This window comes from Bacillus coreaensis (assembly GCF_050586445.1).
Classification (GTDB): domain Bacteria; phylum Bacillota; class Bacilli; order Bacillales; family Cytobacillaceae; genus Robertmurraya_A; species Robertmurraya_A coreaensis.
The window spans coordinates 18,037-31,529 of the sequence record NZ_JBOCCY010000007.1; the positions used below are offsets into that span (position 1 = coordinate 18,037).

The window sequence follows — 13,493 nt, forward strand, 5'->3', positions numbered from 1 at the left end:
GAGGTCAAAGAATTAAGGAGATGAACCAATGAGTACACCTGTGATAAAGGGAAATACAAAAGCAGATCTTCCCATCCGCTCTATAAGCAAAAGAAGCCGTATCATCAAGGAAAACTTGACAGGTTATGCCTTTATTAGCCCTTTTGTTATTGGATTCCTAGCTTTTACATTCATTCCAATCGTTGCATCTTTATACTTATCATTTACAAACTATAACCTATTTGCACCACCAAAGTGGATAGGATTAGACAACTACATAAAAATGTTTACAGGCGATCCCCGCTATTGGCAATCATTAAAAGTCACACTTATATACGTGTTTGCTGGAGTACCTTTACGACTCGCATTCGCATTGTTAATTGCCATGATGTTAAATACCGCTTCAAAAGCAGTAGGATTATATCGCTCATTATTCTATTTACCGTCTCTCATCGGAGGCAGTGTTGCTGTTGCGATTATGTGGCGTAATGTGTTCGGTGATATTGGTATTGTTAATATTTTACTAGAATTAATTGGAATTCCAACCGTTAGATGGTTTGGTAATCCGACAGCAGCATTATGGATGCTTATCTTCTTATCTGTATGGCAGTTTGGTTCTTCGATGCTAATCTTCTTAGCTGGATTAAAAGGAATTCCAAAGAGTTATTATGAAGCAGCGAGCGTGGACGGAGCAAATGGAGTTCAGAAATTCTTTAAAATCACTCTTCCTATGCTAAGCCCAGTGATCTTATTCAACACGGTCATGCAGACAATTGCTGCATTTATGACGTTTGTTCCAGCCTTTATTATTTCCAAAGGTACAGGGGGACCGTTAGACGGAACGCTTCTGTATTCTTTATATCTATTCATTCAAGGATTCGAGTTCTTTAATATGGGTTATGCTTCCGCAATGGCATGGGTCATGCTGATTATTGTGGGAATTTTAACGGCCGTCATATTTAGTACTTCAAAATACTGGGTTCACTATGAATCAGAAGGAGGCAGATAATCATGACATTGAAATTAAAGTCACCAAGATGGTGGATCTATCATATACTTGTTGGCGGATTTGCTATATTGATGCTGTATCCAGTTATTTGGCTCCTAATGAGTTCATTTAAGCCTAGTGACACAATCTTCATTACGGCGAAATCACTTATCCCAGATCCTTGGATTTGGACCAACTTTGCAGAAGGATGGAAAGGGATTGGCGGCAACTCCTTTGGGGTGTTTATTAAAAATACAGCCATTCTGGTGGTTATTACACTAATTGGACAAGTAATATCATCGGCCTTTATTGCCTTTGGGTTTGCACGATTACAGTTTAAAGGAAAAGCGCTTTGGTTTGGAATCATGATGGTAACCTTAATGCTTCCACACGATGTGTTAATGGTTCCTCAATATATTATCTTCTCTAAGTTAGGTTGGCTTAACTCCATTAAGCCACTGGCCATTCCAGCTTATTTTGGACATCCGTTCTTTATTTTCCTCCTAGTACAATTTATTAGGACGATTCCGAGAGAGTTGGATGAAGCGGCGATTATTGATGGATGTGGTACCTTTAAAATATTTACAAAGATTATTTTGCCATTAATTAAACCAGCATTAGCTACGGCATCAATTTTCTCATTCTATTGGACTTGGGAATCATTATTAGGACCGGTATTATACTTGAATAGCCCGTCAAAGTATACTGTTTCCATGGCATTAAATATGTTCCTGAGTAATGAAACAGTCTCTAACTGGGGCTCCATGTTTGCGATGTCGGTTGTCACGTTAATTCCTGTATTTGTTATTTTCTTTCTCTTTCAACGTCATGTTGTGGAAGGAATCAGTACGAGTGGACTTAAAGGCTAATAGGGACATCCAATTCTGTAATTTTCCTTATGTCTTTGCCGCTTCTTAAATGGAAGTGTAAGCAAACCCGAAGTGGTAAAGACATATATAGTTTTAGGAAATGAGGAGGGAAGAGAAATGGAAAACTCTGCTTTTATGGGCGGTTTTTATAAACTATTGGAATGGATATCAAGACTGGCTTTCTTAAACATACTTTGGATTTCATTTTCCTTATTAGGACTTATCCTTTTTGGTTTTTTTCCAGCAACAGTGGCTATGTATTCGGTTGTTCGAAAGTGGATGTATGGAAAAGAAGATGTATCTATTTTTAGGACCTTCTGGACTGCATATAAACAGGAGTTCGTAAAAAGTAATCTTCTCGGATTGATTATTTTTACGATCGGAGTCATTTTGTATATCGATTTTCACTTTGTAATTCAAGCAACGAATAGCTTCGTGTCGATCCTTTATATTCCATTTTTATTAATTTTTTTTATCTTAGTTTGTATGTTGTTTTATATGTTTCCAATTTTTGTACATTATGATATGAAAATTGGTCAGGTGATTAAGAATTCTTTTTTTGTCATGATTATGAATCCTCTATCCACTTTTTACATGTTAATTGGTAGTTTTGGTATTTGTTTTGCTCTCTCTTATGCACCGCCAATTTGTATCCTTTATAGTGGAAATCTACTTGCGCTATTTATCATGAAACCTGCAACCATGGCCTTTGAGAAAATAGAACAAAAATCAAAATTACTACTACAAGGACAGTAAAATCCGGGCTCTCAGTTTATTGAGACCCGTTTTTTAATGACTTGCCTAAACCATTCAGAGAGAAGGGAATGTAATGGAGAAAGATGTTTCAAAACAAGTACTACTATGGAAATCAACAAACATCAAAGATAATGATAGAGAGGAGTCTCCTAATATAGAACTGTTTTTATTAGACGGGGAAGGCTCCCATCCAGTCATGATTATAGCACCGGGAGGAGGCTACTCTCATCGAGCAAGCCATGAGGCTTATCCAGTTGCTAATTGGCTCAATTCAATAGGGATTTCTGCGATTGTTCTTAATTATCGTGTCGCTCCTCATAAACATCCACTTCCACTTCGTGATGCTCAAAAGGCGATTCGAATGATAAGATACCAATCTACTAATTGGAGAATCGATCCAAACCGGGTAGGGATATTAGGATTTTCTGCCGGAGGACATTTGGCATCCACCGCAGGAACACATTTTGATTTAGGAAATCCGGCGGCCGAAGAGCCTATAGAACGGATTAGCTGTCGGCCTGATGTCACGGTTCTTTGTTATCCCGTGATCACAATGGGAGAATCCACTCATGCCGGAAGTAAGCTAAATATTTTAGGTGAAAACCCAAGTGAAAAACTAATTTATCTGTTATCGAATGAATTACATATTAATGAGCATACACCGCCAGCATTTATTTGGCATACAGCTGATGATGCATCAGTAGACGTGGAGAACAGCTTCCTCTATGCAAAAGGGTTAAGGAGAAATTCCGTTCCTCTTGAACTACATGTATTTGAAAGTGGTCGACATGGATTAGGGTTAGCGGAGGATCATCCAGAAGTAAAAGTTTGGCCAAATCTTTGTGAAAAATGGCTAAGAAAAAGGGGATTTTAAACCTTAATTGCAATTTACTAGGCGAGGATGGTGACATACGAAGCTGTTAAAACTATTAACGGCGAATTTGGCAAACTAGTTGTAGTAAAATGAAAGAAAAAACTGTGTACCAAATAGGTAACACAGTTTTTCTTTACTCTAAGAAGTTTAATTAATCAGTGCTTGTAGGGGTGCGGGAATTCTTCCGCCGCGATTGATCATTTTTTGTGAACTGAATGGATTTACACCCATAACTGGTGCTCTCCCAAGAAGTCCTCCAAATTCAACCATTTCTCCTTCTTGTTTTCCAGGCACAGGGATAACCCTTACTGCTGTTGTTTTTTTGTTAATCATTCCGATGGCCGCTTCATCTGCAATCATTGCGGAAAGGGTAGCAGGGGTAACATCTCCTGTTATAGCAATCATATCAAGGCCCACTGAACAGACGCATGTCATTGCTTCAAGCTTTGATAAACTTAAAGCACCGTCGATAATTCCTCGAATCATTCCATTATCTTCACTGACCGGGATAAAAGCACCGCTTAATCCACCAACATAAGAACTGGCCATAGCTCCACCTTTTTTTACCGCATCATTCATGAGGGCCAAGGCTGCAATCGTTCCATGAGTACCCACGCGCTCAAGACCAATTTCCTCTAAAATTTCTGCCACACTATCATTAATGGCGTTGGTAGGAGCCAAAGAGAGGTCCATAATTCCAAACGGAATTCCGAGCCTCTCGGCTACCACTCTACCAATAAGCTCACCTGCACGTGTAATCTTGAACGCTGTTTTTTTAATAATATCAGATACTTCTCCAAGGTCAGCTTGTGGGTGTTTTTTTAACGCGTTCAATACGACACCAGGGCCGCTAACACCAACGTTAATAACAACTTCTCCTTCTCCAGCTCCATGAAAAGCTCCTGCCATAAATGGATTATCTTCAACAGGATTACAAAATACGACTAGCTTAGCACAAGCTATTCCATTTTGATCCTTTGTCCGCTCAGCTGCTTCTTTGATAATATAACCTAATTGCTTAACCGCATCCATATTGATACCGGTACGAGTGGTGGCCACTGAAACAGAGGAGCAAACTCGCTCTGTTACACTAAGGGCTTCTGGCAAAGCTTTAAGTAGGGTCTCATCACCTTTAGAAAATCCTTTGTGAACAAGAGCAGAGAATCCTCCGATAAAATCTACACCTAATTGCTTTGCGGCTAGGTCAAGCGTTTTTGCAAGCTCCACGGTTTGTTCAACGGTTGCACATCCTAGGATTTCAGCAATCGGGGTAATAGATATACGCTTATTAATAATCGGAACGCCAAATTCCTTTTCTGCTTCTTCTGCTACTTTCGTTAAATCCTTCGCATAAGTAGTTATTTTATGAAATACATTTTGCTGCATTTTATCGAAATCTGAATCCGCACAATCACGGAGACTGATTCCCATTGTTACTGTTCGGATATCAAGGTTTTCCATTTGAACCATTCGTATTGTTTGAAGGATTTCATCCATTGCAATTGTCATATACAGTCACCACCTAACTAAATTCTATGCATTGCTTGAAAAATCTCTTCAAGCTGAATGTTTATTTTTAAGTCCATTTCCTCTCCAACTAAATCCAGTTGGTCACGGAGTTTTGACAAATTTTCATTTCCAGTCACGTCAATAATCATCATCATGGTAAAAAAGTCTTGTAAAATAGTTTGGCTGATATCCAAAATATTCATATTATTTTCAGCGAGAATAGTTGTCACTTTTGATATAATGCCAACCTTGTCCTTTCCAATCACACTTACCACTGCACGTCTTCTTTCCATTCGTTCCACCTCATTGTTTTTTTGAAATAAAAAAAGATTGGAGTATCTCCAATCTCGGGTAAGAAGAGTGTGCAAAATATTATTATGCAAACATTCTCTTCTGTCCTTTTGCCTGAGATTGTGAATCCTTCGGCGCCGCATACATACGGTCTCTCCAGAAGCTGCTCCGGTAATAGTATGATCCACTACCATCATGGCGGCTGTATTGAATTAAGTTAGATATTATCAATAAATAATAATTCAGTCAATTAAAATTTGTGAAAAATAAAAAAAGACCATATTGATTTTGACTTTTCTGAAAATTGTTATTGAAAAATGGTAAAAAAGAACATATAATCAAAAATGAGCATAAACGAGCAAAAACATCCACGTTTATGAATGAATGTAAACGATTTATGAAAGCGCTCTATTTTTGGAGGTGAGGCTTATACATAATAAAGGAAAAATCTACTAAATACTGAATTTCTATTTTCCGGTAACAAAAAAGCAAGAAAAAAGTACGATTCAGGGGAACCCACGACCAAATGGAAAAAAACCCCTAAATCATACCTCTATTTGAGTATGCCTAAAATTCTTTAGAATTTTAGAACTCATTTTTATGGTATGGCAAAACAAACTTTTTTTCAAGATTTGTATTTTGAAAAACAACTATTATTTTAGGAAATTATTATTTGGAGGTTTTGATACCATGAAAAGTATGAAGAAATTTCACATTATATTATTCGTATTACTCTTAACTTTATTAAATGCTTGTAGCAGTGGAGAGAGCTCTTCAACCAATGCTACGGATGAAAATAATACTGATGATAAAGAAAAACAACTAAAGATTGGGTTGACCGTTCCAACTTTAGGGAATCCATTCTTCGTAGCCATGTCCAAAGGGGCTGAAGAAGTTGCTGCTAAGTATGATGCTGAAGTCATTACAGTGAGTGCAGATCATGATCTGGCAAAGCAAACGGCTCAAATTGAAGATTTTATTACAAAGAAAGTGGATCTCATTTTACTAAGTCCATTTGATTCGGCTGGGATTGCAGGTGCAGTTAGTCAAGCAAAAGCAGCTGGAATTCCGGTTGTCGCTCTTGACGGTTTTGCAGAAGGTGGTATCGACTCAGTTGTGATGTCAGATAATGTTCAAGCGGGGAGATTAGCTGCCGAGTACCTAGTAGAGCAATTGAATGAAAAAGGAAATATTGTCATTATTGATGGACCTCCGGTATCAGCTGTCACAGATCGAATTAAGGGCTTTAATGAAGTGATAAGCAAATATCCTGACATTAAAGTGGTTGCTAACCAGAACGGTGAAGGTAACCGTGAGAAGGCGCTAACTGTAATGGAAGGAATATTATCCGCAAATAAGAAAATTGATGCCGTTTTTACCATTAATGACGAAGAAGCTGTCGGAGTACAAATTGCTCAAGAACAAGCTGGAAGAGAAGATGAGTTCTTTCTCGTAAGTGTTGATGGTGCTCCTGCTGCAGTTGATGCACTGAATAAAGGTGGTAGCTTTGCGGGTACTTCAGCACAGTTCCCTAATCAAATGGTGATTGATGGTGTAGCTTTAGCATTAAAAATAATAGATGGAGAGAAAGTAGATTCAGAAGTTCTTATCCCTACTGAATTCATTACTCAAGAAAATGTTGATTCATATAGTGGGTGGTAATCCATACCCCTCGGAATGAAAAGATAAACATAGTGCTCTAATATCGAGCACTATGTTTACACCAAATGTAATGTAGGGAGGGGCAGTAATGAACGGAACGAAAGAGAAACAAACGAAGCATCAATCTATAAATGAACAACCTATTATGAGTATGAAGGATGTATCAAAGCAGTTTTCTGGTGTGAAGGTGTTACAAAACGTTGATATTAAACTTTTTAAAGGGGAAGTTCATGCATTAATGGGTGAGAATGGTGCAGGGAAATCTACTTTAATGAAAATAATGGCAGGTGTGTATCAGTCTGATGGCGGATCGATCGTCTTCAAAGGTGAAGAAGTGCGGTGGAATCATCCCATGGATGCTAGAAGCAAAGGCATTAGTGTTATTCATCAAGAAATAAGCTTATCGCCCAACTTATCCATTGGAGAAAATATATTAATGGGTACCAGGTTGAAGAAAAATAGAATGGGTTTAATTAGCTGGAATGATATTTATGAAAAAGCTGAAAAAATTTTAATTTCCATTGGTTCTTCATTGGATCCTCGAGCGGATGTTAGTTCATTAAGTGTCGCTCAACAACAAATGGTGGAGATTGCTCGTGCATTATCACTTAACTCAGAAATATTAATCATGGATGAACCAACGGCATCTCTTACTGATAAAGAAATAGAAAAGCTTTTTACGATTATAGACGAATTAAAAAGAAAAGGTGTTGCAATTGTTTACATTTCCCACCGAATGGACGAAATTTTTAAAATTTCCAATCGTTTTACCGTACTTCGAGATGGTCGTTTGGTCACGAGTGCTCCAATATCGGAAACAAATCCTACGCATCTAGTAAAACTTATGGTAGGACGAGAATTAAATGAGCTGTTTGTAAGAGAGAGAAGCGAAAATGATACAGAAGCGAAGAATCAACAACCAGTACTCGAGTTGAAAGGTGTCTCCGACAATAAAGTCGTGAAAAATGTCTCGTTGAAAATTTATCCTGGGGAAATTGTTGGTTTAGCAGGACTTGTTGGAGCGGGAAGAACCGAACTGGTGAGGACCATCTTTGGTTTATCCGACCTGTCAGAGGGTCAAATCATCATGGACGGAAAGTCTGTTCAGATAAGGAACCCAATGGATGCGATGAAGCTTGGGATCGCCCACGTACCTGAAAGCAGGAAAGAACAGGGTTTATTACCCAATCTTTCTGTCAAAGAAAATATCATGATGGCACAATATCCCCTGTACCGTAAATTTGGGGTTTTACAATACAAAAAAATCAACCGTGAAGCTGATCGTTATATTGAGGAACTTGGAGTCAGAACGGCATCAAAAGAACAAAACGTAATGGGCCTTAGCGGAGGAAATCAGCAGAAAGTCGTAATTGCAAAATGGCTTTCCATTGGTCCAAAGGTACTGCTGCTCGATGAGCCTACACGTGGGGTAGATATAGGTGCAAAAACAGAGATTCATAAAATTATTAATCAACTAGCTGAAAAAGGACTTGCTGTATTGATGATCTCTTCTGAACTACCCGAAATACTTGGAGTGAGTGATCGGATCGTAGTAATGCACGAAGGCAGACTAAGAGCTGAACTTTCACATGCGGAAGCAACACAGGAAAAAATAATGTTTTATGCTACAGGAGAGGTTAAATGATGAATATAAATGTACAGTCTACTAGACCAACAGTTGTTACATTCAAAAATCGTTCCAAACAAATATTTAATCAGCTGGGTATGTTAATCATTCTTGCTTTATTAATCGTAGTTATGAGTGTGATCGCACCAAATTTCACAGATTCAAGTAATATATTAAACGTATTGAAGCAAAGCTCGATTACAGCAATCCTGGCTGCTGGAATGACGGTAGTTATTTTAACGGGTGGGATAGATTTATCTGTTGGATCGACTCTCGCTTTAAGCGGTGTTATATCTGTTTTACTATCAAACGCTGGAGCACCTGTTGGTTTAGCGATGTTAGCTGGAGCTGGTGTTGGATATGTGGCTGGGGCGATTAACGGTTATTTAACAGCAGTACCCAAACTACCTGCGTTTATCGTCACCCTTGGTAGTATGACATATTTAAGAGGATTAGCGTATGTCATTACAGGTGGTTATCCCGTAGTTTTAGCATCAGAGAAATTCAAGTTTATTGGAGCAGGTGAAATATTCGGAATACCTACTCCGATCTATATCATGGCCATTGTTTATCTCATCATGTTTGTCGTATTGAAATATACGATGTTTGGACGTCATGTCTATGCGATTGGTGGCAATGAAGAGGCTGCCCATTTAACAGGAATTAAAGTAAATCGTACATTAATAAATGTCTACTCGATCAGTGGGTTACTGGCAGGGATTAGTGGAGTGGTGATGGCAGGACGATTATTCTCAGGACAGCCAATGGTAGGTATCGCGTTTGAACTGGATGCGATTGCAGCTGTCGTTCTAGGTGGTACTAGTTTTGTAGGAGGTCGCGGGAGAATACAAGGTACCATCATTGGGGTGTTAATTGTGGCTGTATTAACAAATGGAATGACCTTACTTAACGTAGATTATTACTGGCAACAAGTTGTAAAAGGGATAGTCATTGTGATTGCTGTTCTTCTTGATCGTCTGCGAAGTAAAAATTAAGAATGAATGAAAAAATGGTTGTGATAATGGGAAATGCTACGTTTCTAATGAGGAACGTAGCATTTTTGGTTTAATCATCCACTAATTTGGTCATAAAGAATAAAAAAGTGGATGTGATTACAATGGAAGAACGTGAAGGGAATTTTGCAAAAGGATTTACGTGGTCTTTGGTGATTAGTCTTCCTATATGGATAGGGATTTTTGGGATTATTAAATTCATTTCAAAGTGATGATTGTCGTGTTTGAAATTTTTTAGATTTGGGTAAAGTCCAACACGTTAATCTAGGATAGGAGCGGTACATATGACGTTAATATCTAAGATACTGTATAGTTGGCACAACTTTCGAATGAATTATCATTTTTTATTAGTGGAGAGCTGTTTGGATGATGACTTGAGAAGTAAACTAATAAAAAAAATTGAATATCATAAAGAAAAGGTAAATCAGTTAAAAACCAACCCCCATTCACTAAGATGAATGAGGGTTGGTTTCATTTGATGATTACGCACTTATTTTAACAACTTTGCGCTTCTTTGCGTATTCAGCAGTAGCGGTATAAAGGACGTCAGATGAGGAGTTAAGAGCCGTTTCACAAGAGTCCTGTACCACGCCGATGATGAAACCAACTGCTACTATCTGCATAGCCACATCATTAGAGATTCCAAACAAGCTACAAGCTAGAGGAATAAGCAGGAGTGAACCACCTGCAACACCTGAGGCACCAGCAGCGGAAACAGCTGCCAAGACACTAAGGATTAGGGCAGTACCAATGTCTACTTGGATACCTAGAGTGTGAACTGCTGCAAGAGTAAGGACAGAAATCGTAATTGCAGCACCAGCCATATTAATGGTAGCACCTAAAGGGATAGAGACAGAATACGTGTCCTTATCAAGATCTAGTTTTTCACATAATGTCATGTTAACTGGAATATTTGCCGCTGAGCTACGAGTAAAGAAGGCAGTAATTCCACTTTCTTTTAAGCATTTAAATACTAATGGATAAGGGTTTGTACGAATATTTACATAAACAATGATTGGATTCACCACTAGAGCCACAAAGAACATGCAACCAACAAGAACAAGTAGTAATTTTCCATAGTCTAATAAAGCAGATAATCCGTTTGCTACAATGGCATCATACACAAGACCCATAATACCAATCGGTGCTAAGTTAATCACCCATTTAACAAGTTGAGAGATCGCATTTGAAAAGCTTTCTAACAAGTTTTTTGTTGAGTCATTGGCACTGCGTAAGGCAATTCCAAGAAGGATAGCCCAAGTAAGAATACCAATATAGTTGGCATTAATTAAAGCATTTACTGGATTATCAACAATATTAAATAATAATGTTCTAAGGACTTCAACAATACCACCAGGAGGGGTAAGGTCCTCAGCTCCAGATGAAAGAGTTAAGCTAACTGGGAAAACAAAGCTTGCCACAACCGCAACAAGTCCTGCTAAAAATGTACTTGCAGCATACAACCCAATAATAGATTTCATATTGGTTTGTTGACCACTTCTGTGCTTAGAAATGGCATGCATAACTAGGAATAAAACTAACACTGGGGCAACAGCCTTTAGTGCACCTACGAATAATGAACCGAAAATAGATACCCATTTTGTCGCATCCGGAATAGCTAAAGCAAGGATGATTCCGATAATCATACCTACGAGGATACGTTTTACAAGGCTCACTTCGTTCCACTTAAGAAATAGATTTTTCATTTGACCCTCCAATTTTTATAATATTATTATGAAGACTAAGAACAAAGCTATTTTGCTTTGCTGCGTTAATATCTGTTAGTTTAACACGAATATTATAAATTGTGAAACAAATTATTATATTGAAATATTAGAATTTTTGTTTAATTTACCTTTATAGTGTTTAGTTATAAATATTTAAATGTTCAGAAAATTATACGAATATTCCTCGCAGAATAATAATCTTGATTTTTAGTGTTATAGGAACATCTTCAGTCATACACTTTTCTTAATAGTATTTCTAAGGAGATGAAGGGTATGATCCATGAGATGCAAAAAGCACTTCTACTCGCAGAAAATATAAAGGGTTTTATTCGGTTTGTTGAAAAACATAAAAACAGCTTCATGGTAGAAACAGATAAAATGTATCAAGTAAAACTATTTATTAACGAATATAAATTTAAAATTATTGCGGATGAACTTCATAGAATCAACCAGTTTGAATGGGACCGAAAGTACACACACTATTTAGTTGATAGTTTTCAAAAAGGAATCACCACTATTGATGAATATGTAAAACTTAACTACAATGATTTGTTTATATTGACCGCCAGACTGTATACACTTAAGAATCTTAGCCATTCTTTTCAAATTGTATAGTCACCTATAAAACCGCTCGAATACGTTCGTATAGACGGTTATAGAAAAAGAAAAAGAGGAAGTTCTTTGGAACTTCCTCCTTTCTATTATTCATTATTTCGCTTTACTCGGCCAAATCAACCCGATGATCACGCCAATAAAAGCGGGCAGCATCCACCCAAGGCCAATTTCATAAAGTGGTAAAAATTTCACATAGAAAGTTTTAACACTTTCAAACAATCCTACAGTCGTACCAGGTAAATAAGCAGCTAAAGTGCTATACCCATCAATGATACTGACAAAGAAAGTGAGTAGCATCGAAGCAGCAAAAACGCTTTGTTTTCCTTTAAATAAGGGTGAAAATAAAGCTAATAAGATAAGAACAATCGCTAACGGATATAAAAACATTAATACTGGGATCGCAAACAAAATGATATTGTTCAAACCGAAATTCGCTATGGCAAAAGAAACGACACATAACAAAAGTACAAACCAACGGTAACTTACTTTTGGAAATACATTATGGAAAAATTCACTACATGCGGTAATTAGTCCAATACTCGTTTTTAAACAAGCGAGAACAATAATAATCGCTAATAAAATGTTACCGAATGATCCGAAGTAATGCTGAGAAACGGCAGCAAATATCTCCCCGCCATTCGTAAAGGTTCCAACTGCGGTTATACTCGATGCCCCCATATACGTAATAAGACCGTAAATAAGGGTCATAAGTCCCATTGCAAACACACCAGATTGCCAAGTTGCTTTGGCAATCGCTTTTGTTTGAGTGATGCCTTGGCTTTTAATCGTGTTGATGACTACGATTCCGAAAGCAAGGGAGGCAAGGGCATCCATTGTGTTATAGCCTTCTTTAAAGCCTGTCATAAAGGCTAAGTTTTTATAGTCACCAGTTGGTTCACCAAAGTCACCCATCGGCTTCAAAATCGCAGTAACAATTAAAATAAATAAAAATACTAAAAAGGCAGGTGTTAAATATTTTCCAACGTAGTCCATAATCTTTGCTGGGTTTAAAGAGAAATAATAAACAATAGCAAAAAATACAAGGCTAAACAGTCCAAGCCATAAACTTGCAGAGTCTGGATCGATATACGGTTCAAAGCCAACAACAAATGGTACCGTTGCCGTACGTGGGATCGCAAAAAATGGTCCAATTGTTAAGTAAAGGGCCATCGCAAATACGACACCAAAAAGTGGATGCACGCGGCTTGCTAAATCACGAAGGCCTGTACTGCCAGATAGGCCAATTGCTAGGATTCCTAAAAAGGGAAGGCCAATCGCTGTTACTAAAAAGCCAATCAATGCCGGCCAAAAGTTCGTACCTGCAAGTTGTCCTAATTGGATCGGAAAAATTAAATTTCCTGCTCCAAAATAAAGACCGAATAGCATTGTACCGATCAATGCGTAAGTGGAAAATGGTATTTTCTGTTGCATGTTGATACTCCTTCTAGATGTTTTTTTGATTAAACTACTATATTACAAACATATTTTAGTAGTCACAATAAATTCGAATATATAGATTTATCGTTCTATTGTCAATCCGATTATTCGAATAATAACGATCCCAGACAGAAGGAAAGTGAGAT

The 13,493-nt window shown here is 37.6% G+C and carries 12 protein-coding genes and 1 riboswitch; of the genes, 8 read left to right on the forward strand and 4 right to left on the reverse strand.

What is annotated here, in order from left to right; genetic code table 11:
• Positions 1–28: 28 nt before the first annotated feature.
• From ACQ5H4_RS12480 to ACQ5H4_RS12495, 4 genes are all read left to right on the forward strand, one after another.
• Positions 29–988 (forward strand): carbohydrate ABC transporter permease, encoded by a 960-nt coding sequence (locus ACQ5H4_RS12480; RefSeq protein WP_430775248.1) that lies wholly within the window; start codon positions 29–31, stop codon positions 986–988.
• 2 nt (positions 989–990) lie between these two features.
• Positions 991–1,836 carry a carbohydrate ABC transporter permease gene (locus ACQ5H4_RS12485; RefSeq protein WP_430775249.1) on the forward strand — a complete coding sequence of 282 codons (846 nt, stop codon included), beginning with the start codon at positions 991–993 and terminating at the stop codon, positions 1,834–1,836.
• A 117-nt stretch (positions 1,837–1,953) separates the two neighbouring features.
• Entirely contained in the window at positions 1,954–2,592 is a 639-nt protein-coding gene (locus ACQ5H4_RS12490; RefSeq protein WP_430775250.1) for a YesL family protein, read from the forward strand.
• A gap of 73 nt (positions 2,593–2,665) precedes the next feature.
• Complete coding sequence (locus ACQ5H4_RS12495; RefSeq protein WP_430775251.1) at positions 2,666–3,466, forward strand: alpha/beta hydrolase; 801 nt, start codon at positions 2,666–2,668, stop codon at positions 3,464–3,466.
• Positions 3,467–3,613: 147 nt separating this feature from the next.
• Here the strand turns inward: ACQ5H4_RS12495 and ACQ5H4_RS12500 are convergent, their stop codons facing one another.
• Both ACQ5H4_RS12500 and ACQ5H4_RS12505 read right to left on the reverse strand, forming a co-directional pair.
• Positions 3,614–4,975, reverse strand: a complete 1,362-nt coding sequence (locus tag ACQ5H4_RS12500; RefSeq protein ID WP_430775252.1) for a PFL family protein — start codon at positions 4,973–4,975, stop codon at positions 3,614–3,616.
• Positions 4,976–4,992: 17 nt separating this feature from the next.
• Positions 4,993–5,268, reverse strand: a complete 276-nt coding sequence (locus tag ACQ5H4_RS12505) for an ACT domain-containing protein (RefSeq protein WP_119707683.1) — start codon at positions 5,266–5,268, stop codon at positions 4,993–4,995.
• 90 nt (positions 5,269–5,358) lie between these two features.
• A riboswitch (glycine riboswitch) is annotated at positions 5,359–5,436 on the reverse strand.
• 520 nt (positions 5,437–5,956) lie between these two features.
• Here ACQ5H4_RS12505 and ACQ5H4_RS12510 point away from each other — a divergent pair.
• The 3 genes from ACQ5H4_RS12510 (at position 5,957) to ACQ5H4_RS12520 (ending at position 9,550) form a co-directional block, all read left to right on the forward strand.
• Positions 5,957–6,928 carry an ABC transporter substrate-binding protein gene (locus tag ACQ5H4_RS12510; RefSeq protein WP_430775253.1) on the forward strand — a complete coding sequence of 324 codons (972 nt, stop codon included), beginning with the start codon at positions 5,957–5,959 and terminating at the stop codon, positions 6,926–6,928.
• An 88-nt stretch (positions 6,929–7,016) separates the two neighbouring features.
• Positions 7,017–8,573 carry a sugar ABC transporter ATP-binding protein gene (locus ACQ5H4_RS12515; RefSeq protein ID WP_430775254.1) on the forward strand — a complete coding sequence of 519 codons (1,557 nt, stop codon included), beginning with the start codon at positions 7,017–7,019 and terminating at the stop codon, positions 8,571–8,573.
• On the forward strand, positions 8,573–9,550 hold the full coding sequence (locus tag ACQ5H4_RS12520) for an ABC transporter permease (RefSeq protein WP_430775255.1): 978 nt from the start codon (positions 8,573–8,575) through the stop codon (positions 9,548–9,550). The genes ACQ5H4_RS12515 and ACQ5H4_RS12520 overlap by 1 nt, the downstream gene beginning before the upstream one ends.
• A gap of 500 nt (positions 9,551–10,050) precedes the next feature.
• Here ACQ5H4_RS12520 and sstT read toward each other — a convergent pair whose 3' ends face one another.
• On the reverse strand, positions 10,051–11,274 hold the full coding sequence (gene sstT, locus ACQ5H4_RS12525; protein WP_430775256.1) for a serine/threonine transporter SstT: 1,224 nt from the start codon (positions 11,272–11,274) through the stop codon (positions 10,051–10,053).
• A gap of 294 nt (positions 11,275–11,568) precedes the next feature.
• Here sstT and ACQ5H4_RS12530 point away from each other — a divergent pair, with 294 nt between their 5' ends.
• On the forward strand, positions 11,569–11,910 hold the full coding sequence (locus ACQ5H4_RS12530) for a hypothetical protein (RefSeq protein WP_430775257.1): 342 nt from the start codon (positions 11,569–11,571) through the stop codon (positions 11,908–11,910).
• Positions 11,911–12,003: 93 nt separating this feature from the next.
• On the opposite strand, the gene brnQ is transcribed toward ACQ5H4_RS12530, so the two are convergent.
• Positions 12,004–13,341: a branched-chain amino acid transport system II carrier protein gene (brnQ, locus tag ACQ5H4_RS12535; RefSeq protein WP_430775258.1), complete on the reverse strand. Its 1,338-nt coding sequence runs from the start codon at positions 13,339–13,341 to the stop codon at positions 12,004–12,006.
• Between the last annotated feature and the right edge of the window lie 152 nt (positions 13,342–13,493).

Bases quoted from the DNA above. Each gene is read 5' to 3' on its own strand.
- ACQ5H4_RS12480 (WP_430775248.1), top strand. From the start codon at position 29: ATGAGTACACCTGTGATAAAGGGAAATACAAAAGCAGATCTTCCCATC.
- ACQ5H4_RS12485 (WP_430775249.1), top strand. From the start codon at position 991: ATGACATTGAAATTAAAGTCACCAAGATGGTGGATCTATCATATACTT.
- ACQ5H4_RS12490 (WP_430775250.1), top strand. From the start codon at position 1,954: ATGGAAAACTCTGCTTTTATGGGCGGTTTTTATAAACTATTGGAATGG.
- ACQ5H4_RS12495 (WP_430775251.1), top strand. From the start codon at position 2,666: ATGGAGAAAGATGTTTCAAAACAAGTACTACTATGGAAATCAACAAAC.
- ACQ5H4_RS12500 (WP_430775252.1), bottom strand. From the start codon at position 4,975: ATGACAATTGCAATGGATGAAATCCTTCAAACAATACGAATGGTTCAA.
- ACQ5H4_RS12505 (WP_119707683.1), bottom strand. From the start codon at position 5,268: ATGGAAAGAAGACGTGCAGTGGTAAGTGTGATTGGAAAGGACAAGGTT.
- ACQ5H4_RS12510 (WP_430775253.1), top strand. From the start codon at position 5,957: ATGAAAAGTATGAAGAAATTTCACATTATATTATTCGTATTACTCTTA.
- ACQ5H4_RS12515 (WP_430775254.1), top strand. From the start codon at position 7,017: ATGAACGGAACGAAAGAGAAACAAACGAAGCATCAATCTATAAATGAA.
- ACQ5H4_RS12520 (WP_430775255.1), top strand. From the start codon at position 8,573: ATGAATATAAATGTACAGTCTACTAGACCAACAGTTGTTACATTCAAA.
- sstT (WP_430775256.1), bottom strand. From the start codon at position 11,274: ATGAAAAATCTATTTCTTAAGTGGAACGAAGTGAGCCTTGTAAAACGT.
- ACQ5H4_RS12530 (WP_430775257.1), top strand. From the start codon at position 11,569: ATGATCCATGAGATGCAAAAAGCACTTCTACTCGCAGAAAATATAAAG.
- brnQ (WP_430775258.1), bottom strand. From the start codon at position 13,341: ATGCAACAGAAAATACCATTTTCCACTTACGCATTGATCGGTACAATG.